This is a genomic window from Pseudomonas sp. 05N434 (assembly GCF_056396965.1).
The window spans coordinates 1-23,844 of record NZ_JBFTMK010000030.1 but is presented as its reverse complement, the minus strand read 5'-3'; the positions used below and the strand labels follow the sequence as shown (position 1 = coordinate 23,844).

The window sequence follows — 23,844 nt, the reverse complement described above, 5'->3', positions numbered from 1 at the left end:
ACTCCGTGCAGTTAAACCGTGATGGCGAGCAACACACGCCCCGCCTCGACCCGGACTTCATAGGTCTTGAGGTTGACGCACACCGGTGCGCCGAGGGCTTTGCCGGAGCGGTAGTCGAAACGCCCGTTGTGTTTGGGGCACTCGATGACGTGCTCCATCACCAGGCCATCGGCGAGGTGAATGGACTCGTGGGTGCATAGGCCCGCCGTGGCGAAAAACTCGCTGTTGGCAGAGCGGTAGACGGCATAGGTGTGCGGGCCATGGTCGAAACGAATGACGTCTTCTTCGTTGATATCGCCCACGGCACATACATCGATCCATTGATCGGTCATGGCGTTTTCTCTGGTAGTGGTACAGACAGGAAGGTGTCAGGCCGGCGTTACTTCAGGCTCTGCCTGGACGGTGGCGGCCGATGCTGCGCGTTGTGGCAAAGGACGACAGACGAAATGGCTCGGGTCTTTGCGCTGCCTCCAGATAGTCGGGATGATTTCCTTGAAGGCCTCGGACAGGCTGCCGTAAGGCGGCGGGCAGTCGCGGCGGATCTCTTCGTGAAGCTGCGCCAGCGCATGAAAAGGCACCATCGGATATATGTGATGTTCCAGGTGATAGTTCATGTCGAGGTACAGGAAACGCAGCAGTCGGTTCATGTAAATCGTGCGGCAGTTGCTGCGGTGATCGAGTACGTCTTCCGCCAGGCCGACGTGCTGCGAAAGGCCGAACAGGTAGGACAACCAACCGCCATAGAGGGTCGGCAGACCGATAAACATCAGCGGCAACCAGCTCTGCAGAAAAAGCGCCGTGCCCACGGTAAGCCCATAGATAGCCAGCCAGACGCGCGCGTCTCGCGCCACTTTGGGCCATTCGGATTCGGGGATGAAGGTCTGCTCTTCTTCACCCATCCGCCCGACTGCATGCCGGCATACTGACCCCATCGTCTTCAACGCGTAAGGCATTCTGAACAGACTCAGCGCCATCATGATCAGACTCGGTGGACGCGGCTCGACGATTTCCGGATCGCGACCAACGATGATGGTGTCGGTGTGATGCCGCGCATGGCTCCAGCGCCAGACCTGGGGTTCAAACATGAACATGAAGCTCGACAGCTGGTAGACCGCATCATTCATCCAGCGGGTCTTGAATGCCGTACCGTGACCCGTTTCGTGCCAACGGGCATTGGACGCGGTGCCATAGAGCAGCCCATAGACGAAGAAGAACGGAACGCAGGCCCAGGAGCCCCAGAACCAGTAGCCACCGAAGCCGGTCACAGCCATCGCCGACAGCCAGATGGCGGTATCACGCAGGGCCGGGCCATCGCGACGCTGCATCAATTCTTTCATGCGTTTGCGGGAGATGGGCGATTGGTACCACGTTGCCGATACCAAACCTTTTTGCGCCGCTCGGGCGGCTTCGGGACCGGTCAATCGATAATCCCTTGGCACGGGTTTATCGGTTTTTTCAAAGGCTGCGTTGTGTTCGGGCATTTTATTGTTCTCCGCAAGCTTGATGGTTTAAGCACTTGCTTTCGATGCGGGATGGCATCGCTGGAGAAAATATAGAGAGCGCACAAACCACCCTCAATCCCTTGAATACATTCCCTATCAAGCTATCATCCAGGCCCATTGCAGCTTGATAGTTTTCTATCAAAGCGACTCAAGGGCCCACCATGAACAACAAAAAACGCCCCACCATCGCCACCGTTGCCGAGCACGCTCGCTTGAGTGTCGCCACCGTGGACCGGGTGCTCAACGCCCGGGCTCCGGTCAGCCCAGCCACCGCCGAGCAGGTGTTCCAGGCCGCCGAAGCCGTCGGTTATTTCGCCGCCCGGCTGATCGGCCAACGCATTCGCGAACGTCGTCCCAGCTATCGATTCGGCATCCTGTTACTCGGTACCGCCCAGGCGTTCTATGCCAACGTTGCCGCCGCCATCACCGAGGCAGCGCAGCGTCAGGCCGGGGCCAATCTGAGCTGCCAGTTCGAATACGTCTTCGATCGCACACCCAGCGCGATCATTGCCCAGATCGAACAACTGGCCGTGCAGTGTGATGGCCTGGCGGTGGTCAGCTTCGCTCACCCGCTGATCAATGCCGCCATCGCGCAGATCAGAGCCGCATCAGGCTCGGGTCGAGGGGCTGCGCAGTTACCTGGCGGAGCGCGCACCGGGGTTGCGCCTACTCGAAGCGGTGATCAACCTGGACAACTGCGATGTCACCGAAGAGGCGACGCTGGAACTCATCGCGCGCCATGCCGATTTGCGGGGGCTGTGCGTGGTCGGCGGTGGCGGCGACGGCATCATCCGGGCCCTGTCACAGCTGCCGAAACGGCCGTCGCTGTGTTGCATCCTGCAGGAGTCGACCGAGCTGTCTCGACAAGCCCTGGATCAAGGGTTGATCGACCTGGTCATCGACTCCCAGCCGCGATTGCTGGCGGCCGCGCTGGTCGACTTGCTGGTCGAGTTGCAGACCACGCCGGACTTCGATCCGCTCCGGCATCGGGTGCATATCCCGTTGCAGATCATTACCTCAGAGAACGCTAGAAGCTGACAGTGAAACACTGAACCTGTGGCGCCTGTCAGAGGTCGGTGCTCGCACGAAAAGCATCGGCACTCAGCCCGAATCGATTCATCTTGTTGTACAGCCCACCACGAGAAACGTTCAGTTGCCGGGCGGCCAGGCGGATGTTGCCTCGGGCATCCCTGAGGGCGGCGATGATCGCGTTCATTTCATGGGTGCCAAGGTCCAGCGCAGCCCGGGGTTCGGGCACACTTCCCGGCACCGATGGCCGCAGCCTTTGCTTGATTTCAAGTGGCAGATCACCCGGCTGAATCATCTCGGTCATCGCCAGATTCGTTGCGCGCTCGATGGTGTTTTCAAGTTCGCGAACATTACCCGGCCAGCTGTAGGCCGAAAGAATATCCAGCGCCTCTGGCGAGATGCCCTGCACCGATTTGCGCAATGATCGCGCGCAACGACCGAGAAAATGTCGCGCCAGCAAGGGCACATCTTCCCGGCGCATCCGCAGCGGCGGAACCGTCAGATTCAGGACGTTGAGCCGGTAGTAAAGATCCTCACGGAAAGCGCCATCGGCCACCGCCTGGCTCAGGTTGCGGTGGGTGGCGGCGATGATGCGCACATCCACCTGCTGCGATTTTTTCGCCCCCACGCGCGTCACCTCGCCTTCCTGCAAGACCCGTAGCAGACTGACCTGGGCATCGAAAGACATGTCACCGATTTCGTCGAGGAAGATCGTTCCGCCATCGGCCAACTCAAACTTCCCGGCAGATCCGCCACGGGCCGACCCGGTGAAGGCACCCTCGACATGACCAAACAGTTCGCTTTGCACCAGATCGCGCGGAATGGCTCCGCAATTGACCGCCACGAAAGGACCGTCGCAACGCTCGCTGGCGTTATGGATCGCCTGGGCGAACAGCTCCTTGCCGGTACCGCTCTCACCCAGAATCAGCGTGGTCGATTCACTGCGACTGGCGATCCGTCCCAGGCGCAAGGCGTCTTGTATCGCTCGCGAATTACCTTGAATGGTCTCGAAGGTGTAGCTGGCTTGAGTGCCGATGACCCGGCGCGTAATTTCGCGGATGCGCCGGTTCTCACGCAACGAAACAATCCGCCCACCCTGCTCCAGCGGGCACACCGACACCAGACACGCCAAATGGCTGCGATCATGCAGTTCAAACGTGCAATCCAGATCTCGTAGCCCTTCCCCGCCATGCAGCAGAATCTTATCGGTCAGTTCGCTTTGCCCCAGACGACGGAACGGGCTGCCGAGCAGATCCTGGCCCACGCGGAACAATTGCCGGGCATAACGGTTGAGCGCCTTGATGCAGCCCTGCTCATCCAGCACCACCAGTCCCTCGTTGAGCACTTCAAGCACGGTTTGTTGTTCTTCCAGCAGGCTCTGCAGCGCCATCTGCCGCGAGACCGCTTCGGCCGCGGCCTGGACGGTGCCCAGCGTATGAAAATGAAACCAGCCCGGCTCAGCGGTCAGGGTCAGCATGGCGAGCGTCCTGCCCTGCGCATCCCTGATCGGCGCGGCGGCGCAGTGCATGCGCCGTCGACGCAAGCCGCTGGCGAAGTTTTCCTCGGCCAGCACATACACCAAGCGATCTTCGGCAAGCGCCAGCCCCGTGCAGTTGGTGCCCTGCACCGACTCCAGCAATCGGCTGCCCACCGGTGTGAGGTCCAGACCACAGAAATACAGGGTCGTGCCTTGAGCATCGGTCAGGTTGATATGGCCCCTGGGGTTGTAGGCCAGCAATCCCCCCATGACCTGCGCCGCCGCTGCAATCAACGTGCGATTGGCCGCCAGCGTCGCGGCCAGAACGGCAGGAGCAACAAATCGATATTCGCCATCCTCAGGATCGAGGCCGGTGCCGACGCTGCGCCGCCAGGAATCCCAAATCACCTGCCTGACCCCGGCAGGTCGATCGGTGCGCCCGTTCAGACACGCCAGCCAGGCCTGTTCCAGCGCGGCGATCGAGCCTTCGTTCAACGACGCGGGGCCGAGAGCGGTGATGTAATCGAGGTCTTGCGCGCTGAAGGCTGTTACCTGTGGGTTGACCATCATCGACATCCGCTTCCATGTTCATGTTTTAGACATGTCAGTGTAGACATGTCCTGCGAATGAACACTTCTTTCAAAAAATATTGATTAACCCTTTGAATATCAATGACTTAAATACTGGCACAGCACTTGCTCAAAGGGTTATGCCAGCGAGGACATTCCTGCGGCCAAGTCATTGAACAACAATAAAAGGGAGTCAATTCATGAGTACGTCCAAGATCATCCGCCTGGGCCTCATCGGCGCCGGCCGCATGGGCAGTTTTCACGGCCAGACGGCCGCCCGGCACATCCCCGGCGCCTGCCTGGCCGCCATCGCCGACCCTACCCCCGGCCAGGCCGCTCGGTTGGCGGCAGAGTTGGGGGTGCAGAAGGTCTATACCGATCCACAGCAACTGCTCGATGACCCGGAAATTGACGGCGTCCTGATCGCCGCCCCCGCCCGCAGCCATGCCGAACTGGTGATCAGTGCGGCCCGGGCCGGCAAAGGGGTGTTCTGTGAAAAACCCATGGCCATCACCCTCGACGAGGCCGACCGCGCTATCGCCGCAGCCGCCGATGCCCGCGTGCCGCTGCAGGTTGGCTTCAATCGTCGTTTTGCCAAAAGCTTCCGCGCCGCCCATCTGGACGTGGTCGCCGGCCGTATCGGTACGCCGCAACTGCTGCGCTCACTGACCCGCGATCCGGCGCTGAACAATCCGGCCGCTTCGCCGCAGTGGGTGATTTTTCTCGAAACCCTGATCCATGACTTCGATACCCTGCGCTACCTCAATCCCGGCGCCGAAGCGGTCGAGGTTTATGTCATGGCCGATGCGCTGATTGCACCGGACTACAAGAGCAAAGGGTTTCTGGACACCGCCGTGGTCACGATCCGTTTCGACAACGGCGCCATCGCCACCGCCGAGGCCAATTTCCAGGCCGTTTATGGCTACGATGTTCGGGGGGAAGTGTTCGGCAGCGCCGGCATGCTGACCATGGGCAGCGTCAATGACTCAGACCTGGTGCGCTACTTGGCTAATGGCATCCAGRCCGACACCCAACGCATGGACACCGACCTGTTGCGGGATGCCTATGTGGCCGAGCTCAATCACTTTGTCGACTGCCTGCGCACCGGTGAAAAACCACTGGCCAGCGGTGAAGATGCCCGAGCGGCACTGACCATTGCCCGCGCGTGTATCGAGTCCGTCCAACAGGGCAAAGCAGTGCGCGTGCAAGGAGCCCGTTCATGAGTTTTATCCCGTTCAAACTGGCGATCAGCGCCGAGATGGTATTCCTCGACCTGCCGTTCACCGAACGCGTCAAACGGATTCACGCGCTGGGTTTCAGCGCCGAAATTTGGGACTGGACCCAGAAAGACATTCCGGCCCTGGTCGCCACCGGTGCCGACTTCACCTCCATGACCGGCTACATCTCAGGCAACCTGACCGACGCCGAAGGCATCCAGCATCTGCTCGACAGCGCACGGGAATCGCTGGCCGTCGCCGCACAACTGAATTGCCCGAGCCTCAACCTGCATGGCACAGGCTTGGGCGATAAAGGCTTGCCGGTCAAACCCGTGGCCCACACCACCGGACGCATGTGGTTGAGCGCCTGCAAGACCCTGGAAAAAATCGCTCGCCTGGGCGAAGACGCGGGCCGAGTGTTCCTGCTGGAAAACCTCAATACCGAAGTGGACCACCCTGGCACACCCTTCGCTCGCGCCGACGATACCCTGGCGCTGATCGAAGCCGTGGGCAGCCCGCATTTGAAGATGAACCTGGACCTTTACCATGCGCAGATCGGCGAAGGAAACCTGATCGAACTGATCCAGCGCGCCGGCAGCGCCATCGGCGAAATCCAGGTGGCCGATGTCCCCGGCCGCATGGAGCCCGGCACCGGTGAAATCCATTATCCGGCCATTGCCAAGGCCTTGTTCCGCATGGGATACACCGGGGTCGTCGGGCTCGAGGGCTGGGCCAGCGGCGACAGCGAAGTGGCACTTGAGCGTTTTCGGCAAGCCTTCTCGCTTGATTGAGGACGCTGGCGCTCTCGGCGAATCTGATTCAGAGAGCGCCACAAACCTCACGTTTGATCTTGATGAATTTCAACTCATAACAACAAAAGGAAAACCATCATGCGTCGCTGCACACTGCTATTCGCCACGCTGTTATTACTCGTCAGCCAATGGGCCGCCGCCGACTATCGCATCGGCGTCAGCATTGCCAGGGTTGACGACAACTTCATGACCTATGTGCGCAACGGCCTGGAAAATGCCGCCAGGAAGGAGAACGTCCAGATCCAGTTCGAGGACGCCCAGGGCGATGTGGTTCGCCAACTCAACCAGATTCAGGGTTTTCTCGGTCAGAAGGTGGATGCCGTCATCGTCCTGCCCGTGGACACCGCCGCCACCGCCAACATGACCCGCGCCGCCGTCGAGGCGAAGATTCCGCTGGTCTACGTCAACCGTCACCCGGACGAGCGCGTGCTGCCCAAAGGCGTGGTCACGGTGGCGTCCAATGACATCGAGGCCGGGCAACTGCAAATGCGCTACCTGGCCGACAAGCTGGGGGGCAAAGGCAACATCGCGATCATCATGGGCGACCTGGCACAGAACTCCACGCACGACCGCACCRAAGGGGTCAAACAGGTGCTCAAGGACTACCCCGGGATCAAGATCATCGAACAACAAAGTGCCGAGTGGCAGCGCAACAAAGGGATGGACTTGACCAGCAATTGGCTGCTGGCTGGCACTGGCTTCGATGCCATCGTCGCCAACAACGACGAGATGGCCATCGGCGCGGCCATGGCCCTGCAGCAAGCCGGCAAAGCCAAGGGCGAGATTGCGATTGTCGGCATCGATGGCCTGCCCGACGGCCTGGCGGCGATCAAGCGCGGGATGTTGGTCGCCTCCGTCTTTCAAGACCCCAAGGCCCAGGCGACCAGCGCGGTACAAGCGGCCATCAAGATGATCAAGGGMGAGCCGGTCGAAGCGGATGTCTGGGTACCCTTTCAGCTGATCACGCCGGATCAGGTGGCGATGTTTGAGCAGCATTACAAATAGCGTCAAAAGCCGATCGATGGCTGCCCTGCGGGACGGGGCAGCAATCGGGCCGGAAGTCAGGTGCGCAGAGGTGAAGGAAAGCCTTTATTTAACGAGCCGCTTTTCCTTGGAAGGTCTGTACCCGAAGTACGAGCTATAGCACTTGCTGAAATGGCTCGGCGACACAAAACCACAGGCCACCAACACGTCGACCTGGGACAGTTCTGTGTGCTGGAGCAGTCGCCGCGCTTCGGTGATCCGCAGTTCCATGTAATACCGCTGCGGCGTTGTACCGAGTTGCTCCTTGAACAAGCGTTCCAGTTGCCGCCGGGAACGGCCGGCATAGGCCGCCAGTTGCTCCAGCTCCAGAGGCTCTTCGAGGTTGGCGTCCATCAGCTTGACCACCTCGCGCAAGGGCGCGCTCACACAGATATTTTCAGCCGGTTTGATGCGCCGATAGCGAGACTCCTCGAACGCCAGAATGTCCTCGATCCCCTCGACGAGGGCTTTATCGTGCAGGCCCTTGATCCAGTCCAGCGCCATATGAAATGCCCCCGAGGGGCTGGACGCGGTGAGGCGGTCGCGATCAATGACGTAGGGTTCACTGGTGACTTGCGTCGCCTTGGAGATTTCCGCGAGTGCGGGGCGATGTTCGGGGTGAATGGCGCAACGATACCCATCGAGCAAACCTGCGCTGCCCAGAAACCATGCGCCATTCCACAACCCGGCCAGGCAGACACCCTGGTTCGCCGCCATACGCAACAGGCTGATGAACTCGTCATCAGCCTTGAGCTCTGTCCTGTAGCCGCCACAAATCACCAGCAGATCCAGGTCGTGAATGGCTGAAGCATCCAGACGTGCATCCGGCCGGATGACCAGCCCCAAATCGCTGATGACCTCGCCGTCGTTCAAACCGAACGTTCGCGAAGAGAACAACCTGGGTCGTAGAAGATTCGCGGTGACAATGGTGTCCAGTGCCTGGGTGAACGCGGGCAGCGAGAAATGCTCGAGCAGCACAAAGCCTGCCCGGGTCATACGAGCAGGCTCATCAGGGTTTTCATTCAGATAGCGGAGATTTTTTCCCTTCATGCCTCCGCTGAATTGGCGTCGTTCGATCAATGTTCGACCCACTCGGTTACTGCGTAGATAAAGCCTAATGCTAACTGTAGAAGCGCAAAAAGCCCTAGCACCATTATGCGACCGATCAAACCAGTTGAAAGCCGTGACGAAGCGGGTCTTTGCCAGGCGCTGGACGTTAGGCAGCGTGGAGAGGCGTTCATCATAAAGCTGCTGGAAAGACGGCAGATCCCGAGAGACGACGTGGAGCAGGTAATCGGGCTTTCCAAAAAGCCTTTGCGTCTCTGCACACATCACCGCCGCCGTTGCCATTCCTACCGTCGGCATCGGTGCTGGCAACGGTTGTGACGCTCAAGTATTGGTGTGGCAAGACATGGCGGGACTGCGCACCGGACCTCGGGGGAGCTGAACACTGAAGTTGTCTAGTCATGAAATAGGTTTACACCTGTTTCACCCCAATGCCGTCCCCTATTCCGAAATAGGACTTCCCACATCATCCTGCGAACACCGTCGCAAGAGTAGCCACCAGGAGAGAGCCGAGACGGTACAATTCCGTCCTATCTGATTTTCGTTTGCAATGTTTTTGTCAAACTGGAAAAGTTTCTCAGCATCCCTGAAAAAATCGTGGCAAAACCAAAGCACATCAGGTACCCGACCGACGAAATCGGTTTCGCAGGATTATCTGAAATGGCTGGAACGATTATGAAAATCACAGAAACGGCAACTGCCAGAAATACAACATGGAAGGGATATCGGTAAACAGCCTTCCCTTCATTTGGGGCGCGAACCGGCATATCACCGACAGATGCTAGTCGCTCTTGTTGCCCCATCGATTCAGCCCGCAGTTCATTAAGCAGCTTTGCTGTCGCTATCCACACTACGAAGGCTATGAATAGATAAGCCATGCAAAAGTAAAGCCCCGGCGAAATTCGTATACCCCACCATTCAAAAAGCCAATCTCCGCCTTTCACTGCCACGAAACAGCCAATGACGACCAAAACTAATGCTCTGACAATATCCGGAAAGTACTTTGGTTTTTTCCTCATTTGCCACGCTCCTTCTGCTTACACAGAATTTAGTCGTGTTGCATCGACCAGTTGAATCCACAGTCGAAACCATCCCTTCGCACCACACAACAATCGACCAATTACACCCCGCATCGCTATCTGACGCCCTGCTGGTATTCACGGGGCGTACATCCAAACTCGCGACGGAACACCGTGTGTAGATATTGTGCGGATTTGAAACCGCAATTACGGGCAACGTCCGCAATCGCTGTGTCGGTATTTTCCAGCCCGCTGGTGGCGGCCGCCAGTTTGAAACGCAGAATCTCGTCGTGCACGCTGCAGCCTCGCACAGTGCGAAAGTGCGACTCCAGCGATGAGCGCGACACGCCGACATAAGCCGCCACTTGCGCCGTTTTGATGCCCTGGCAGGCATATTGGCGGATAAACAGCAGCGCTTGCATGACGTAGGGGTTGCCCAAAGGTTGGTGCAAACTCGACACCTGCACGTTGATTGCATCAGGCGGGATCAGGATGTGCGTGCCCGTGGACGGCTTGCCGTGCAGCATCTGGTGCAGCAGTTGCGCGGCGGTGCGGCCCATGGTTTCGGTGCCCTGGATGACCGAGCTCAGGGGGACCCGGGTCAGGCTGCGTGTCAGGGGGTCGTTGTCGATGCCGATCAACGCCACCTGCTCCGGTACGGCGATTCCAGCGGTCAGGCAGGCTTGCAGCAACTGCCGGGCGCGGGCGTCACTGACGGCGATGATGCCAATGGGCTTGGGCAGGCTCTGGAGCCAGGCGATCAGTTGTTCGACGGCGCTGTCCCAGAGCGGTGCGCTGGTGCCCATGCCGCGATAGACCTCGGCGTGCAAGCCGTCACGTTGCATCAGTCGTCGAAAGGATTTTTCCCGCTCCTGAGCCCAACGATTTGCCTGCGCTTCAGGCAGGCTGAAGCAGGCAAAACGCTGCAGCCCTGCCTCGATCAAGTGCGCGTAAGCCAGCGTTATCAGAGCGTTATTGTCGGTAGCGACGTACGGGATCCCTTTCGGATAGGCCCGCTCATCCTGATAAGAACCACCCACCGCCACCACGGGCAACTTGATATCGGCCAGCGCCTCGCCAATCAGCGGATCGTCGAAGTCGGCAATGATTCCGTCACCTTGCCAGCGCTCGATCCCTTTCAACCGGCAGAGAAAATCCTCTTCCAGGAACAGGTCCCAGGACGCGCGGGTGCTGCTCAGGTAGTTGCCGATGCCGCTGATGATGCCGCGGTCATAGATCTTGCTCCCGTTGAACAACAGTGCGATGCGGTGAACAGGCGGTACGGTTTTCATTGTTTTCAGGCTTGTTCCGGGCCCCTTGTCACGGAGGCGGTTTGCACAGACTAGGCGCGCAGACGACGAATCTCAATACGCAAAATCGCACCCGCTGTTGGTGATTTTCATAATCAGCAGGCACGGGGCCGTTGTTAGTATCGAGACACGCCCAAGAACAACAAGGACATTGCCAATGCCGTACTTCCCCGATGTCGACCGGATCCGCTACGAAGGCCCTGCCAGTGATTCTCCCCTCGCCTTCCGTCACTACGACGCCGACAAAATCATCCTCGGCAAACCCATGCGCGAACACCTGCGCATGGCCGCCTGTTATTGGCACACCTTCGTCTGGCCGGGTTCGGATGTGTTCGGTGCAGGTACTTTCAAGCGCCCGTGGCAACACGCCGGCGACCCGATGGAGCTGGCCATTGGCAAGGCGGCAGCCGCGTTCGAGTYCTTCTCCAAACTGGGTATCGACTATTACTGCTTTCACGACACGGATGTCGCCCCGGAAGGCAAATCGCTAAAGGAGTACCGCAACCACTTCGCGCAAATGATTGATCACCTGGAGCGACACCAGGAAGAAAGCGGGATCAAGCTGCTGTGGGGAACCGCCAACTGCTTCAGCAACCCGCGCTTTGCCGCAGGCGCCGCCAGCAACCCTGACCCCGAAGTGTTCGCCTGCGCTGCTGCCCAGGTATTCAGCGCCATGAACGCGACCCAACGCCTGAAAGGGTCCAACTACGTGTTGTGGGGCGGTCGCGAAGGCTACGAAACCCTGCTCAACACCGACTTGAAACGTGAACGCGAACAACTGGGCCGCTTCATGCGCATGGTGGTCGAGCACAAGCACAAGATCGGTTTCAAAGGCGACTTGCTGATTGAACCCAAGCCGCAGGAGCCGACCAAGCACCAATACGATTACGACAGCGCCACCGTGTTTGGCTTTCTCCAGCAGTTCGGCCTGGAAAAGGAAATCAAGGTCAACATCGAGGCCAACCACGCGACCCTGGCCGGTCATAGCTTTCATCACGAGGTTGCGACGGCCGTCTCGCTGGGGATTTTCGGCAGCATCGACGCCAACCGCGGTGATCCGCAAAACGGCTGGGACACCGATCAATTCCCCAACAGCGTCGAAGAAATGACCCTGGTCACCTATGAAATTCTCAAGGCCGGCGGGTTCAAGAATGGCGGGTTCAACTTCGACTCCAAGGTTCGCCGCCAGAGCCTCGATGAGATCGATCTGTTCCATGGTCACGTCGGCGCAATGGACGTCTTAGCCCTGTCCTTGGAGCGGGCAGCCGCCATGGTGCAGAACGACCAGCTCCAGCTGCTCAAGGATCAACGCTACGCCGGCTGGCAGCAGCCGTTCGGGCAGGCGGTGCTGGCGGGTGAGTTCAACCTCCAGTCATTGGCCGAACACGCATTCGCCAACGAGCTGAATCCGCAGGCCGTCAGCGGCAGGCAGGAGATGCTCGAAAACCTCGTCAACCGGTTTATCTATCGCTGATCGCCAACGGGTCTGCGGGCGCAACAACGCTGTGACATTCGCACGACAAATCTGTGTCCGCTGCGTCTGCAGATTCTCTACAGTTCTACCAGCCCGATACTCATCGTCAGGCCGTGTCTTTCAAACAAAAATAAAAGGACGCACCACCATGAAGAAAGTAAAACGCGCGCTATTGGCCAGCGCCCTGGCTCTGCTGTCGCTGCCGGTGATGGCCGATGCCGCCCACCCGAAAATCGGTTTCTCCATTGATGATCTGCGGCTGGAACGCTGGTCACGTGACCGCGATTACTTCGTTGCGGCGGCGGAAAAAATGGACGCCAAGGTCTTCGTACAGTCGGCCGATGCCAACGAGCAAAAGCAGATTTCGCAAATCGAAAATCTCATTTCTCGTGGCGTCGATGTGATCGTCATCGTGCCGTTCAACGCTACCGTCCTGACCAACGCAGTGGCCGAAGCGAAGAAAGCCGGAATCAAGGTCGTGTCCTATGACCGTCTGATACTCAACGCCGATATCGACGCCTACATTTCCTTCGATAACGAAAAGGTCGGCGAGATGCAGGCCAGCGGCGTGCTGCACGCAGCGCCCAAGGGCAATTACTTCCTGCTCGGTGGTGCGCCCACCGACAACAACGCAAAAGTCCTGCGCGAAGGTCAGATGAAAGTGCTGCAACCGGCCATCGACAAGGGTGATATCAAGATCGTCGGCCAACAATGGGTGAAGGAATGGAACCCTACCGAAGCGCTGAGCATTGTTGAAAACGCCTTGACCCGCAACGCCAACAAAATCGACGGCATCGTCGCCTCCAACGACGCCACGGCAGGCGGCGCCATCCAGGCCCTGGCCGCTCAGCAACTGGCCGGCAAGGTGCCGATTTCGGGGCAGGACGCGGACCTCGCAGCGGTCAAGCGAGTGATCGCCGGCACTCAAACCATGACCGTGTACAAGCCGCTGAAACTCATCGCCTCCGAAGCCGCCAAGCTCTCGGTGCAACTGGCGCGTAACGAGAAACCCGCCTACAGCTCGCAGTACGACAACGGCAGCAAAAAAGTCGACACCATCCTGCTCACTCCGACTCCGTTGACCAAGGACAACATCGACCTGCTGGAACAGGACGGGTTCTACACCAAGGCGCAGATTGCCGGAAAGTGATCATCACCCCGTAATGCCCCCTGCAGGAGCTCGCTCCTGCGGGACCAGCCTCGTACCTGCCGCTTATGAGTCTCTGCCATGTCCGACTATCTGCTGCAAATGAACGGTATCGTCAAAACCTTCGGCGGTGTCAAAGCGCTCAATGGCATCGACATCAAGGTCAAGCCAGGTGAGTGCGTCGGGCTGTGCGGCGAGAATGGCGCCGGCAAGTCCACGCTGATGAAGATCCTTTCCGCGGTGTACCCCCATGGCACCTGGGATGGTGAGATCCTCTGGGACGGTCAACCGCTCAAGGCGCAATCGATCAGCGAAACGGAAGCCGCCGGTATCGTCATCATTCACCAGGAACTGACGCTGGTTCCCGACCTGTCGGTGGCCGAGAACATTTTCATGGGCCATGAACTGACGCTGCCTGGTGGGCGGATGAATTACCCGGCGATGATCCACCGCGCCGAAGCCCTGATGCGTGAACTGAAAGTGCCGGACATGAACGTATCGCTGCCGGTTTCGCAATACGGCGGCGGCTATCAGCAACTGGTGGAAATCGCCAAGGCACTGAACAAGCAGGCACGCCTGCTGATCCTCGACGAGCCTTCATCGGCCCTGACCCGTTCGGAAATCGAGGTGTTGCTGGACATCATCCGCGACCTCAAGGCCAAGGGTGTTGCCTGTGTCTACATCTCCCACAAGCTCGATGAAGTGGCCGCCGTGTGCGACACCATTTCGGTGATCCGAGACGGCAAACACATCGCCACGACCGCCATGGCGGAGATGGATATTCCACAGATCATCACCCAGATGGTCGGACGGGAAATGAGCAACCTCTACCCCACCGAGCCACACGACATTGGCGAGGTGATTTTCGAGGCCCGCCACATCACCTGCTACGACGTCGACAATCCCAGGCGCAAACGGGTCGACGATATTTCGTTCACCCTCAAACGCGGGGAAATCCTCGGCATCGCCGGGCTGGTCGGTGCAGGCCGCACCGAACTGGTGACCGCGCTGTTCGGCGCCTACCCTGGTCGTCACGAAGGCGAAGTCTGGCTGGATGGCCAACTCATCGACACCCGCACGCCGCTCAAGTCAATCCGTGCCGGCCTGTGCCTGGTGCCCGAGGACCGCAAGCGCCAGGGCATCATTCCAGACCTGGGAGTCGGCCAGAACATCACCCTGGCCGTGCTGGACAGTTACTCGAAACTGACCCGCATCGATGCCGAAGCCGAACTGGGCAGCATCGATCGAGAAATTTCGCGCCTGCACCTCAAGACCGCGAGCCCGTTCCTGCCGATCACCAGTCTATCCGGCGGCAATCAACAAAAAGCCGTATTGGCGAAGATGCTGCTGACCAAACCCCGGGTCCTGATTCTCGATGAGCCCACCCGAGGTGTCGATGTCGGCGCCAAGTACGAGATCTACAAGCTGATGGGGGCGCTGGCGGCCGAAGGCGTGTCGATCATCATGGTGTCTTCGGAGCTGGCCGAAGTGCTCGGCGTTTCAGACCGCGTACTGGTGATCGGCGAAGGCCGGTTGCAGGGCGACTTCATCAACCATGAACTCACTCAGGAACAGGTGCTCGCCGCCGCACTCAGCCAGCCTGACAGCCATAACAATAAAGATCGGAAATCCGCGTAAATGAATCAGGTCAAACAACTCTTCACCCGCTACAAGATGCTCGCGCTGGTGTTTGCCGTGGCGTTTATCTGGCTGTTCTTCAGCTGGCAGACCGAGGGCGGATTCCTGACACCGCGCAACCTCTCCAATCTGCTGCGCCAGATGTCCATTACCGGGATTCTCGCCTGCGGCATGGTGCTGGTCATCATCAGCGGCGAGATCGATTTGTCGGTCGGCTCATTGCTGGGCCTGCTCGGTGGCGTCGCGGCCATTCTCGACGTTATCTACCACATACCGCTGCTGGCGAACCTGAGCCTTGTCGTCCTGTGCGGACTGCTGATCGGCCTCGCCAACGGCTACATGGCCGCCTACCTGCGCATTCCGTCTTTCATCGTGGGGCTGGGGGGCATGCTGGCTTTCCGCGGCATTTTGCTGGGGATTACCGGCGGCACGACCATTGCCCCGGTGTCGCCGGAGCTCGTCTACATTGGCCAGGGTTATTTGCCACACACGATCGGCACAGGCCTGGGCGTTCTGCTGTTCGCACTGACGTTGTTCCTGACCTGGAAACAACGGCGCAATCGCGCCCTTCACGGCCTGGCGGCACATTCACTGGTGCGTGACGTAGCACGCGTGCTGTTGATCGGCGCGGTGCTGGCCGGCTTCGTCCAGACCCTCAACAGCTATGACGGCATTCCCGTGCCGGTCCTGCTTCTGCTGATCCTGCTGGGCGGGTTCAGCTACGTGACCAGTCAGACCGTCTTCGGCCGACGCGTCTATTCCGTGGGCAGCAACATGGAAGCGACGCGCCTGTCCGGTATCAATGTACAGGCCGTGAAGCTCTGGATTTTCGGGATCATGGGCGTGATGTGCGCCCTCGCCGGGGTGGTCAACACCGCGCGCCTGGCTGCCGGTTCGCCCTCGGCCGGCAGCATGGGCGAACTCGACGCCATCGCCGCCTGCTTCATCGGCGGCACCTCCATGCGCGGCGGCTCCGGCACTGTCTACGGCGCCCTCCTCGGCGCGCTGGTCATCACCAGCCTGGACAACGGCATGTCCATGCTCGACGTCGACAGTTATTGGCAGATGATCGTCAAGGGCAGCATTCTGGTGTTGGCCGTGTGGGTAGATGTGAGCACCCGGACCGGACGACGCTGATCCGCTGCGAATGAGGCCAGAAGCGGTCAGTCGCTCAAAACACTTAAAAGCCACTGATTGCTAAAGCAATCGGGATCMGAGAATAGCTCACTCGGTCGAAGGGACGGATRCTTTGCTGCCCAAGCGGATCAGCTCATTGGAAAAACACAGGCCGACGATGATCAGTACTGCCCCTGCGTACAGGCTTTCGCGCGGTACTTCATTGAGCACCACAAACGCCAGCAGCGCGGCGAACAACGGCTCGGTCAGCTCCAGCGCCTGCACTTGGGATGGCTTGAGATACTCGATGGCCTTGGTGGTGCAGAAGAAGCCCAGGATTGTCGGCAGCGCGGCCAGCGCCAGCAGTGCGGCGATCGCCAGCGGCGACAGCTCGCCGATCGCGAAACCATCGGCCGCAGCCGGCATCAGCAGGTACAGGCTGCCAAAGAACAACAATTGCCGGGTGAAGTGCAGCCCCCCTGACACACCCATCCGCTTCATGGCAACCGAAAAGGCCCCGTAGCCGCAGCCGGCCATGGAGGCTAGCGCAGCACCTTGCAGGGTAAAGCCCTGCTGCAGGTCGGCGCCGAAGATCACCGCGATCCCAGCGATAGCCAGTGCGGCACCCACGGTCGCGTTCGCGGTGATGGCATCCTTGAGGAAAATGCGCCCCAGAATGATCGAGGAAATTGAGGCACTGGCCATCAGCACAACCACCACACCTGCCGCAGCGTAGTGCCGATAGGCGGACGTTTCGAAGTGGAACAGCACAAAGATGCCAAGGAATGCGCAGATAGCCGCCTGAGTCCATTTGGTCGTCGACGCCGGACGCTTGAGGAAAAGCAGCAAGATCGAGAGAAGCATGCAACCCAGTACGGTCTTGATGACAGCGACACTGCTGGCGGTGAAGCCATTACTCATGAGTACTTTGCTGAGTACACCGATCGTTGCGTTCAGTGCCGCGGCGGAGAGGGCAAATATGATGCCTTTGCTGAAAATAGATTGCATTGATGACGATCCCTGTCGCTGAATTGTCGTTCGATAGAATGCCGCCCTACATCGACGGCGCAAAGGTTGAGGATACGAAGATTCCGCCAACCCCACTATTTATTGTGACATAAGGGGCTAACGATTTTGTCGCCCCCAAGGGCGAAGTCAGAGAGCCTCGCCCTTGGCTATGCAATATGAGTTGACGAACGTTGCAGTGTGCTGCAAAGACTGACGTATATCCGGTTTGGCTATTCCATGTCTGTTGGCAAATTGCTCGACCGCTGCTGTATCAAAACGAGTGGTCTGGATAAAGTCCAAGGCTTCGGGTTTTGTATTCAAAAACCGCGCCACGGGAGGAATACTCAGTAGCAACTTCAGCAAACGGAGTGGAATGTAATGCTTGGGAGACTTTAAGCCCAAAGGTTGTGCCACCTGTACCAGGAGTTCTCGCAAGTTGGGAGTTTGGTCATCCAGCGCCAGCAGTTCCTGGCCCACCATGGCAGGATCAAAAGCACAAACCGCCACCAGCTCAACCAGGTAATCCACGGTGACCAGTGGCAGCCAGTGCTCGGCGGTACCGGGCACTGCAGTCAGCTTTCCCTGCACAAGGTTGCGTATCAGCTCCACCAGCGGCTGACCTTCAAGGATATACCCCGTGCGGCTGTGGCCACAAACCGTCGCGGGGTGGACAACGGTCATCTCCCCGCCCTTGGCGGACATGACCTCCAGGGTCGCAAAATGCGCCTCCAGCTTGCTCCCCTCGTAACCACCGACATGTCGGTAGACGGCAGGCCAATTCGTCAGCTCCGGATAACGAGGATCAATTCCGATGCGCTGCAGATGTTCATGATTTTTCAGCATGTAGCCGCCGATCATCACTAACCGGCTTTTTTGCTCAGCCGCCAACAGCGCCACGCGCTTTGCCCCTTCCACATTCACCGCACGAGAATGCTCCACTGAAAGCCCCCATGCGAAGTGGGCGCCCAGGTGGAATATGACTCTGGCACGCCTTAGCACTTCTCGGTCAGCAAGACTCAGCCCGAGGTTGTCCCGTTCCAGATCGCCAGCTACGGCAAATACCCGGGTTGCGCACCCTCCCAAATTATCGACTTGCTCCCGCAGTGCAGCTAGTCGCTCCGGGCGACGCATCAACACCCGAATGGTGTGACCTTTTGCACTCAGGTACGCCACCAAATGTTGACCGATGAAGCCGGTACCCCCCGTGACAAAGCACTCCACGCTCATTTCCCTGTTCCTTGTTTAAGGTGAGAAATCAAGCGTAAACTATCGACCCAACTCTACAGTCAAGAGGTGTTTTCATGAAAATCGGTGAACTCGAAACCCGCAGCGGCGCCAGCCGCCATACGCTGCGTTACTACGAGCAAATCGGCCTGATCTCATCGCTGCGGCAAACTAACAACTATCGCGTTTACACAGCGCAAACTCTGCAGGATCTGGACTTTATCCAGCGCGCGCAAAGCATGGGGTTTTCCCTGGGGGAAATAGGCGAGATTCTGGATGCGCAGCGGAACAAGCTGATCGATTGTGCTGACGGCGCTAAGCTAATTGAAAAAAAGATGGCAGAAATCAAACAGAAAATCGCCAGCTTCCAAAGCATTTATCGATATCTGGATGAAGAGCGTGCAAACCTCGAAGCCAGTGCTGCCAAGCAACTTGAGCTTCAGCAGCGGAACAACGCTTCCAACTGAACTGTCAGCTTCTGGGAAACGGAAGCTGCAGCCTGCTTACCGTTTCAAGCCCATCGCTTACGCATGTTCTAAAACCTTGTGGCCAGGCCCTAGGGAAATTCTGAAAAAGACTTCCTGATTTTGGCAAAATTTCCGGACTTCCCCCGCCAAGCTTCCAGAGAGTTCCGATAGCGCTACCTCTTGCCCACCGTTCCAGTCAGAGGTTCGCCGAGCACAATCGATCACCACCCTTACACCATCCGGTCTTGTCTCCTGGCCGCCAAGAGCTGGCCCAGACAGCCCACTACCCGCACAAAAACCCCAGCAACGCTCGCATCACCCGTCCTTCCAAACTCACCGCATCCGTCTCCCCCCGCTCCCCCGCCGCATCGATCATGCCGTGGGCCATCGCCAGCAGGTCTTGCGCGGTCTGCAGTACATCGGCGCAGACCCACGGGGCTGACGGAAGGGTCAGCGCCGCTATCAGTTCGGTAAGAATGACGTTGGCCACGCGCTCATGGCGCTCTTGCAGCGGTAAGCGGCGCTCTTCGAAGTCGATGATTCTGGCCAGTTCCGGGCGCCGTAGCTGGTGGGCGACGGAGGCCTGGACCAGTGCGCGGATGCGTGCGAGGGCGTCGTCGTGTTGATGGACGTGCTGGACGTCATCGAGCAACTGAGTGGTTTCGCGTTCGATCAAGGCGACGGTCAGGGCGTCGCGGTTGGGGAAGTACTGGTACAGCGAGCCGATGCTTACGCCGGCGCGCTGCGCCACGGCGTTGGTGGAGCAGGCGGCGAGGCCGTCGGTTTCGAGAATGCGAGCAGCGGCTTCGAGAATGGTGTCGACGGTGTTGGCCGAACGGCGCTGGGTCGGGAGTTTGCGGGGGTTTAAGGGCGGTATTTCGCGGTGTTTGGTCATGATCGGGATGCGAGTTTTAAATATGAGTTATGACTCGTATTCTGGATTGGCTTTCCCCACTCTTCAACTACCAGGAATCATTATCATGGCTACGACATCACTGAGTGTYTTCATGTTGGTCAAGACCACCCAGGAATGGCTGGGGTTTTCAGTCGAGCATCGCTTTGAGCTGATGCGCACGCAGATGGAGCCGATTTTGCAAAAGCATGCGGCGCAGGTCTCGATGCGGTTTTTCGACATCGAGTTCTATTCGGCGCGGGTCACCGATCTGTGGTTGTGGGAAACCGACAGTCATCATGCGTATGAACTGCTGGTGGAGGATCTGCGGGAGACGCCGTTCTGGGATCGGTATTTCACCATCGTCGAGATTTTGCCGGGGGTGGAGAATGCCTATGCCAAGAATTATGATCAGGCACCGTTGTTGAGTGCGTAATGAAAATACCCCGACTCTACCCGCCAAGTTTTCCGATGAAGCAAATGACTTTCGCYGATGCCGAGTACGCCGGAAAACGCAAGCAGACCCGTAAAGAGTTGTTCCTGATCGAGCGGCGGCCAAGCGCGCGTTCGACGCCATGATGGGGATGAGCAAGATCGACATCGCAGCGATCGAAGCGGCGCTGGGGCGTTAGCCAACGCTGCTTGGGGCTGGGCGTTTGGATATGTCGATTCTGGCTGCTCCAGACGCCTCTCCCCGCGCAGTGAACAGGCGGTGCCCCTTATTCCGGCAGTCCCGCTTTGCGTAGACCGTCCACCAGCGTGGCGAGATTCTCCGGCCGGTGGATCGGTAGCCAATCAGAGATAGTGCTGAGGCATAACGTAGGATCGAGCTTGCGCAAATGGTCCATCGCACGCTGCGCTTCGGCCATCCGTCCGGCAAGCGCATGGCTCGCTGCAAGGATGGCGACAGCCAACAGAAAATCGGGCAAATCCCGAAGTGCTTTCTCTGCCCATGACGACGCCGTATCAAAGCGCCCCACGAAGAGATTCGCGACTGCCATTCCGGCTTGCATTCTATACAGCTCCGGGTCGAGGGGGCTGAACCGCATGGCGTGCGTAAAGTACTCGATGGCTGCATCGGTTTCGCCGTGCCAGAGCCTGAGGAACGCGCCGAGGAACCATGCGGCGGCGAGGTTCGGATTGAGCACGAGTGCCTTGTCCAGCAATGCAATGCCACCCCGCAGGTCGCCGGCAAGATAGCCAAGCGTATGGCCGCTTCGGGTGAGAGCGACCGCATCGCCCTTGTCCAACTCCACTGCCCGGCGAGCGAGTCGGATACCCTCCGCGACCTCCCGTGGGTGATCAGTCATCCAGCGATTGGCTTTGCGCCAACTATGACACCAGGCCGCCATCGCATAGGCCGATGCAAAATCCGGGTCGCACGCTATGGCCCTATGGAAGAGCGGCAGCGCCTGGTCGATAGCCTCCCGGGTGCCATGATGAAGCTTGGCCATTGCGCGCAGATAGTAATCGTAGGCGTCGAGGCTTTCGGTGGGCGTGTGCCTCGCACGTTCGATCTCTGCCCGCTCAAGCTGTGGTGCGATTGCGCCGACCACGCTTTCGGTGATCTGGTCCTGCAGTTCGAAAATGTCCCCCAGCACACCTTCGAAACGGCCTGCCCAATGGTGAGCCCCGGTTGTCGCATCGATCAGCTGGGCCGTGATGCGCACGCGATTGTTGGCTTTGCGCCAACTGCCCTCCAGCACATAGCGAACGCCCAATTCGCGACCGACTTGTTTCACGTCCACCGTACGGGTCTTGTAGGTAAAGCTCGAGTTGCGCGCGACGACAAACAGCCAGCGATACTGCGACAGCGCCGCGATGATGTCCCCTACCACGCCGTCGGCCAGGTAATCCTGCTCTTCGTCCCCGCTCAAGTTCACGAACGGCAAGACGGCGATGGACGGTTTGGCCGGCAGCGCCGGCTCGGATGCAGAGGCTTGAACCGAGGGGGCGGATTCGGTACCTGGAAGGCCAACGCAATCCAGCGACGTGACGTCGGCGACGAACCGGAATCCTTTGCGGGCCACCGTTCGAATCACACGCTGCTGCTGACCGTTGTCACCGACTGCCTTGCGCACCGCATTGATGTGGCTGGCCAGGGTCGACTCGGAGACGATTCGGCCGGTCCATATCGCATTGATCAGGTCGTCCCGGCTGACGACGTGCTCGCGGTTCTGCGCCAGGTAAACCAGCAGGTCGAAAACCTGGGGCGCAGTGGCAACGACCTGGGAGGCCCGAAGGAGTTCTCGCCGGTCCAGGTCGAGCACGCAGTCATCAAACACCAATAGCATTCAGGGCTCCTGTCCCGTACTCACGCGCCGGGCACATGCCCGTGGTTACCGGCCGACGATTGGCGGCCGGGCGACGTGATTTATAACACGGGTTCCTGGACAAATAGCCAAGCCAAATTCAATGGAAACCCAAGGCTTCGACAAAGTATCGCGCCCGGCTGGCGAGCATGCTCCCTACATCGATCACTGCAACGAATTTGATCGACACCCAACCGAGGAGCGGGACATGAAAATTGTCGTTATTGGCGGYAGCGGACTGATCGGGTCGAACATTGTCAGCAGGCTACGTCTCTATGGACACGAGACGGTGGCGGCCTCGCCACGCACGGGTGTGAACACCCTCACTGGCGAGGGGCTGGCCGAAGCGCTTGCCGGTGCTCAGGTCGTCGTCGATGTGGCGAACTCTCCCTCATTTGAAGACCGGGCCGTCATGGAGTTCTTTCAAACGTCCGGTCGAAACCTGCTTGCAGCCGAAGCGGCCGCTGGGGTGGAGCACCATGTCGCGCTCTCTGTCGTAGGCCCCGATCGTCTTCCGCAAAGTGGTTACTTCCGGGCAAAAGTCGCCCAGGAAGAGCTGATCAAGGCGTCGAAGATCCCCTACACCATCCTGCGTTCGACGCAGTTCTTCGAGTTCATCGAAGGCATTGTCAATTCGGGTGCCGACGGCGACACGATTCGCCTCTCGCCTGCCCTTATCCAGCCCATCGCATCGGATGACGTCTCGGCGGTGCTGGCCGATCTTGCGGTCGGGGCACCGGTCAATGGCATCGTCGAAGTGGGCGGACCGGATCGTTTCCCTCTCGATGAACTGGCGCGCAAGTTTCTTGCCGCGCACCACGACAAACGGCAGGTCATCGCCGACGTGCATGCGCGCTACTTCGGCGATGAGTTGAATGATCGATCCTTGGTCGCGGGCGACGACGCGCACATCGGTCCGACACGCTTCCTGAACTGGCTCAGCCGCACATCGGCTTAAAGACCGCGCCAGTCAGCCAGGCAGGACGCTATCGAATCTCCACCTACGTATTTCTCACACAGAGGATTCACCATGACCCAGCGCATCGATTACCAGAAGCAATCCCCCGAGCTGTTCAAGAAGTTCGTCGAGTTCAGCCTTGCCTTCAAGCAATGCGCCATCGAGGAGTCGCTGCGCGATCTCGTGGATATCAGGGCATCGCAACTCAACGGCTGCGCCTTCTGCGTGGACATGCACGTGAAGGAAGCCACGATCCATGGCGAGCGGCCGCTCAGGATCCACCATGTCGCCATCTGGCGTGAGTCAACGCTGTTCAGCCCACGCGAACGCGCGGCCTTGGCATGGACCGAAATCCTCACCCAGATTCCCGCCCATGGCGTGCCTGATGAGCTCTATGAGCGTGTTCGTATACAACTGTCCGAGAAAGAGCTATCGGACCTGACCTTCCTGATCATGTCGATCAATGCCTGGAATCGCATCAACGTGGGCTTCCAGGTCGTGCCCGGCTCGTACGACAAGGCATTCGGCGTAGACAAGTCCGGCCTGTCCTGATCAGGCATCGGCACACAGGCGCAGTCCCGCCAG

General features: G+C 59.1%; 21 protein-coding genes and 4 pseudogenes. 14 read left to right on the top strand and 11 right to left on the bottom strand.

What is annotated here, in order from left to right; all coding sequences use genetic code 11:
* Positions 1-11 precede the first annotated feature (11 nt).
* The gene (locus tag AC1DLB_RS03720; protein ID WP_018930065.1) at positions 12-332 is read right to left on the bottom strand and encodes a MocE family 2Fe-2S type ferredoxin; all 321 of its coding nucleotides are present in this window, start codon (positions 330-332) and stop codon (positions 12-14) included.
* 36 nt (positions 333-368) lie between these two features.
* On the bottom strand, positions 369-1,481 hold the full coding sequence (locus tag AC1DLB_RS03715; RefSeq protein ID WP_477744472.1) for a fatty acid desaturase family protein: 1,113 nt from the start codon (positions 1,479-1,481) through the stop codon (positions 369-371).
* A gap of 182 nt (positions 1,482-1,663) precedes the next feature.
* On the opposite strand from AC1DLB_RS03715, the pseudogene AC1DLB_RS03710 reads away from it, so the two are divergent.
* A pseudogene (locus AC1DLB_RS03710) lies at positions 1,664-2,540 on the top strand (substrate-binding domain-containing protein).
* A 28-nt stretch (positions 2,541-2,568) separates the two neighbouring features.
* Here AC1DLB_RS03710 and AC1DLB_RS03705 read toward each other — a convergent pair.
* Entirely contained in the window at positions 2,569-4,584 is a 2,016-nt protein-coding gene (locus tag AC1DLB_RS03705; RefSeq protein ID WP_168206174.1) for a sigma-54 interaction domain-containing protein, read from the bottom strand.
* Positions 4,585-4,777: 193 nt separating this feature from the next.
* Between AC1DLB_RS03705 and AC1DLB_RS03700 the strand changes: the two genes are divergently transcribed.
* The 3 genes from AC1DLB_RS03700 (at position 4,778) to AC1DLB_RS03690 (ending at position 7,611) form a co-directional block, all read left to right on the top strand.
* Complete coding sequence (locus AC1DLB_RS03700) at positions 4,778-5,800, top strand: Gfo/Idh/MocA family oxidoreductase (RefSeq protein WP_477784616.1); 1,023 nt, start codon at positions 4,778-4,780, stop codon at positions 5,798-5,800.
* Positions 5,797-6,585, top strand: a complete 789-nt coding sequence (locus AC1DLB_RS03695) for a TIM barrel protein (protein WP_477744473.1) — start codon at positions 5,797-5,799, stop codon at positions 6,583-6,585. Before AC1DLB_RS03700 ends, AC1DLB_RS03695 begins: the two co-directional genes overlap by 4 nt.
* A gap of 99 nt (positions 6,586-6,684) precedes the next feature.
* Positions 6,685-7,611 (top strand): sugar ABC transporter substrate-binding protein, encoded by a 927-nt coding sequence (locus AC1DLB_RS03690; protein WP_477784615.1) that lies wholly within the window; start codon positions 6,685-6,687, stop codon positions 7,609-7,611.
* Between the two features lie 84 nt (positions 7,612-7,695).
* On the opposite strand, the gene AC1DLB_RS03685 is transcribed toward AC1DLB_RS03690, so the two are convergent.
* Positions 7,696-8,679, bottom strand: coding sequence for a GlxA family transcriptional regulator (locus AC1DLB_RS03685; protein ID WP_026331794.1), 984 nt, complete (start codon positions 8,677-8,679; stop codon positions 7,696-7,698).
* A 207-nt stretch (positions 8,680-8,886) separates the two neighbouring features.
* Positions 8,887-8,961 (bottom strand): annotated as a pseudogene (locus tag AC1DLB_RS03680) (hypothetical protein); the annotation flags it as partial.
* On the opposite strand from AC1DLB_RS03680, the pseudogene AC1DLB_RS03675 reads away from it, so the two are divergent.
* A pseudogene (locus tag AC1DLB_RS03675) lies at positions 8,948-9,061 on the top strand (3-methyl-2-oxobutanoate hydroxymethyltransferase); the annotation flags it as partial. The pseudogenes AC1DLB_RS03680 and AC1DLB_RS03675 overlap by 14 nt on opposite strands.
* A 163-nt stretch (positions 9,062-9,224) precedes the next feature.
* Here AC1DLB_RS03675 and AC1DLB_RS03670 read toward each other — a convergent pair.
* Both AC1DLB_RS03670 and AC1DLB_RS03665 read right to left on the bottom strand, forming a co-directional pair.
* Positions 9,225-9,713, bottom strand: a complete 489-nt coding sequence (locus AC1DLB_RS03670) for a hypothetical protein (protein WP_477784614.1) — start codon at positions 9,711-9,713, stop codon at positions 9,225-9,227.
* Positions 9,714-9,829: 116 nt separating this feature from the next.
* On the bottom strand, positions 9,830-11,005 hold the full coding sequence (locus tag AC1DLB_RS03665) for a XylR family transcriptional regulator (RefSeq protein ID WP_477744475.1): 1,176 nt from the start codon (positions 11,003-11,005) through the stop codon (positions 9,830-9,832).
* Positions 11,006-11,180: 175 nt separating this feature from the next.
* Between AC1DLB_RS03665 and xylA the strand changes: the two genes are divergently transcribed.
* The 4 genes from xylA (at position 11,181) to AC1DLB_RS03645 (ending at position 16,419) form a co-directional block, all read left to right on the top strand.
* On the top strand, positions 11,181-12,497 hold the full coding sequence (gene xylA / locus AC1DLB_RS03660; RefSeq protein ID WP_477784613.1) for a xylose isomerase: 1,317 nt from the start codon (positions 11,181-11,183) through the stop codon (positions 12,495-12,497).
* Between the two features lie 148 nt (positions 12,498-12,645).
* The gene (gene xylF, locus AC1DLB_RS03655; RefSeq protein WP_018930054.1) at positions 12,646-13,647 is read left to right on the top strand and encodes a D-xylose ABC transporter substrate-binding protein; all 1,002 of its coding nucleotides are present in this window, start codon (positions 12,646-12,648) and stop codon (positions 13,645-13,647) included.
* Between the two features lie 78 nt (positions 13,648-13,725).
* Positions 13,726-15,282 (top strand): D-xylose ABC transporter ATP-binding protein, encoded by a 1,557-nt coding sequence (gene xylG, locus AC1DLB_RS03650; RefSeq protein ID WP_477744477.1) that lies wholly within the window; start codon positions 13,726-13,728, stop codon positions 15,280-15,282.
* Positions 15,283-16,419 (top strand): sugar ABC transporter permease, encoded by a 1,137-nt coding sequence (locus tag AC1DLB_RS03645; protein WP_018930052.1) that lies wholly within the window; start codon positions 15,283-15,285, stop codon positions 16,417-16,419.
* 87 nt (positions 16,420-16,506) lie between these two features.
* On the opposite strand, the gene AC1DLB_RS03640 is transcribed toward AC1DLB_RS03645, so the two are convergent.
* Both AC1DLB_RS03640 and AC1DLB_RS03635 read right to left on the bottom strand, forming a co-directional pair.
* The gene (locus AC1DLB_RS03640; RefSeq protein ID WP_477784612.1) at positions 16,507-17,406 is read right to left on the bottom strand and encodes a DMT family transporter; all 900 of its coding nucleotides are present in this window, start codon (positions 17,404-17,406) and stop codon (positions 16,507-16,509) included.
* Between the two features lie 147 nt (positions 17,407-17,553).
* Entirely contained in the window at positions 17,554-18,633 is a 1,080-nt protein-coding gene (locus tag AC1DLB_RS03635) for an SDR family oxidoreductase (RefSeq protein ID WP_436275557.1), read from the bottom strand.
* Positions 18,634-18,707: 74 nt separating this feature from the next.
* On the opposite strand from AC1DLB_RS03635, the gene AC1DLB_RS03630 reads away from it, so the two are divergent.
* Positions 18,708-19,097: a MerR family transcriptional regulator gene (locus AC1DLB_RS03630; RefSeq protein WP_018930049.1), complete on the top strand. Its 390-nt coding sequence runs from the start codon at positions 18,708-18,710 to the stop codon at positions 19,095-19,097.
* Between the two features lie 283 nt (positions 19,098-19,380).
* Here AC1DLB_RS03630 and AC1DLB_RS03625 read toward each other — a convergent pair whose 3' ends face one another.
* Positions 19,381-19,992, bottom strand: coding sequence for a TetR/AcrR family transcriptional regulator (locus AC1DLB_RS03625; protein WP_064618570.1), 612 nt, complete (start codon positions 19,990-19,992; stop codon positions 19,381-19,383).
* Positions 19,993-20,077: 85 nt separating this feature from the next.
* Between AC1DLB_RS03625 and AC1DLB_RS03620 the strand changes: the two genes are divergently transcribed.
* Positions 20,078-20,425, top strand: a complete 348-nt coding sequence (locus AC1DLB_RS03620; RefSeq protein WP_026286721.1) for a darcynin family protein — start codon at positions 20,078-20,080, stop codon at positions 20,423-20,425.
* Positions 20,426-20,528: 103 nt separating this feature from the next.
* Positions 20,529-20,621, top strand: a pseudogene (locus tag AC1DLB_RS03615) (VOC family protein); the annotation flags it as partial.
* A gap of 87 nt (positions 20,622-20,708) precedes the next feature.
* On the opposite strand, the gene AC1DLB_RS03610 reads toward AC1DLB_RS03615, so the two are convergent.
* Positions 20,709-22,283 (bottom strand): winged helix-turn-helix domain-containing tetratricopeptide repeat protein, encoded by a 1,575-nt coding sequence (locus AC1DLB_RS03610; protein ID WP_477744479.1) that lies wholly within the window; start codon positions 22,281-22,283, stop codon positions 20,709-20,711.
* A 226-nt stretch (positions 22,284-22,509) separates the two neighbouring features.
* On the opposite strand from AC1DLB_RS03610, the gene AC1DLB_RS03605 reads away from it, so the two are divergent.
* Together AC1DLB_RS03605 and AC1DLB_RS03600 are read left to right on the top strand one after the other, a co-directional pair.
* Positions 22,510-23,259, top strand: a complete 750-nt coding sequence (locus AC1DLB_RS03605) for an SDR family oxidoreductase (RefSeq protein ID WP_026286720.1) — start codon at positions 22,510-22,512, stop codon at positions 23,257-23,259.
* A 72-nt stretch (positions 23,260-23,331) separates the two neighbouring features.
* Positions 23,332-23,811 (top strand): carboxymuconolactone decarboxylase family protein, encoded by a 480-nt coding sequence (locus AC1DLB_RS03600; protein WP_018930043.1) that lies wholly within the window; start codon positions 23,332-23,334, stop codon positions 23,809-23,811.
* Positions 23,812-23,844: the final 33 nt, after the last annotated feature.

Bases quoted from the DNA above. Each gene is read 5' to 3' on its own strand.
- AC1DLB_RS03635 (WP_436275557.1), bottom strand. From the start codon at position 18,633: ATGAGCGTGGAGTGCTTTGTCACGGGGGGTACCGGCTTCATCGGTCAA.
- AC1DLB_RS03670 (WP_477784614.1), bottom strand. From the start codon at position 9,713: ATGAGGAAAAAACCAAAGTACTTTCCGGATATTGTCAGAGCATTAGTT.
- AC1DLB_RS03610 (WP_477744479.1), bottom strand. From the start codon at position 22,283: ATGCTATTGGTGTTTGATGACTGCGTGCTCGACCTGGACCGGCGAGAA.
- AC1DLB_RS03720 (WP_018930065.1), bottom strand. From the start codon at position 332: ATGACCGATCAATGGATCGATGTATGTGCCGTGGGCGATATCAACGAA.
- AC1DLB_RS03695 (WP_477744473.1), top strand. From the start codon at position 5,797: ATGAGTTTTATCCCGTTCAAACTGGCGATCAGCGCCGAGATGGTATTC.
- xylF (WP_018930054.1), top strand. From the start codon at position 12,646: ATGAAGAAAGTAAAACGCGCGCTATTGGCCAGCGCCCTGGCTCTGCTG.
- AC1DLB_RS03630 (WP_018930049.1), top strand. From the start codon at position 18,708: ATGAAAATCGGTGAACTCGAAACCCGCAGCGGCGCCAGCCGCCATACG.
- AC1DLB_RS03625 (WP_064618570.1), bottom strand. From the start codon at position 19,992: ATGACCAAACACCGCGAAATACCGCCCTTAAACCCCCGCAAACTCCCG.
- AC1DLB_RS03600 (WP_018930043.1), top strand. From the start codon at position 23,332: ATGACCCAGCGCATCGATTACCAGAAGCAATCCCCCGAGCTGTTCAAG.
- AC1DLB_RS03645 (WP_018930052.1), top strand. From the start codon at position 15,283: ATGAATCAGGTCAAACAACTCTTCACCCGCTACAAGATGCTCGCGCTG.
- AC1DLB_RS03665 (WP_477744475.1), bottom strand. From the start codon at position 11,005: ATGAAAACCGTACCGCCTGTTCACCGCATCGCACTGTTGTTCAACGGG.
- AC1DLB_RS03685 (WP_026331794.1), bottom strand. From the start codon at position 8,679: ATGAAGGGAAAAAATCTCCGCTATCTGAATGAAAACCCTGATGAGCCT.
- xylG (WP_477744477.1), top strand. From the start codon at position 13,726: ATGTCCGACTATCTGCTGCAAATGAACGGTATCGTCAAAACCTTCGGC.
- AC1DLB_RS03715 (WP_477744472.1), bottom strand. From the start codon at position 1,481: ATGCCCGAACACAACGCAGCCTTTGAAAAAACCGATAAACCCGTGCCA.
- AC1DLB_RS03705 (WP_168206174.1), bottom strand. From the start codon at position 4,584: ATGTCGATGATGGTCAACCCACAGGTAACAGCCTTCAGCGCGCAAGAC.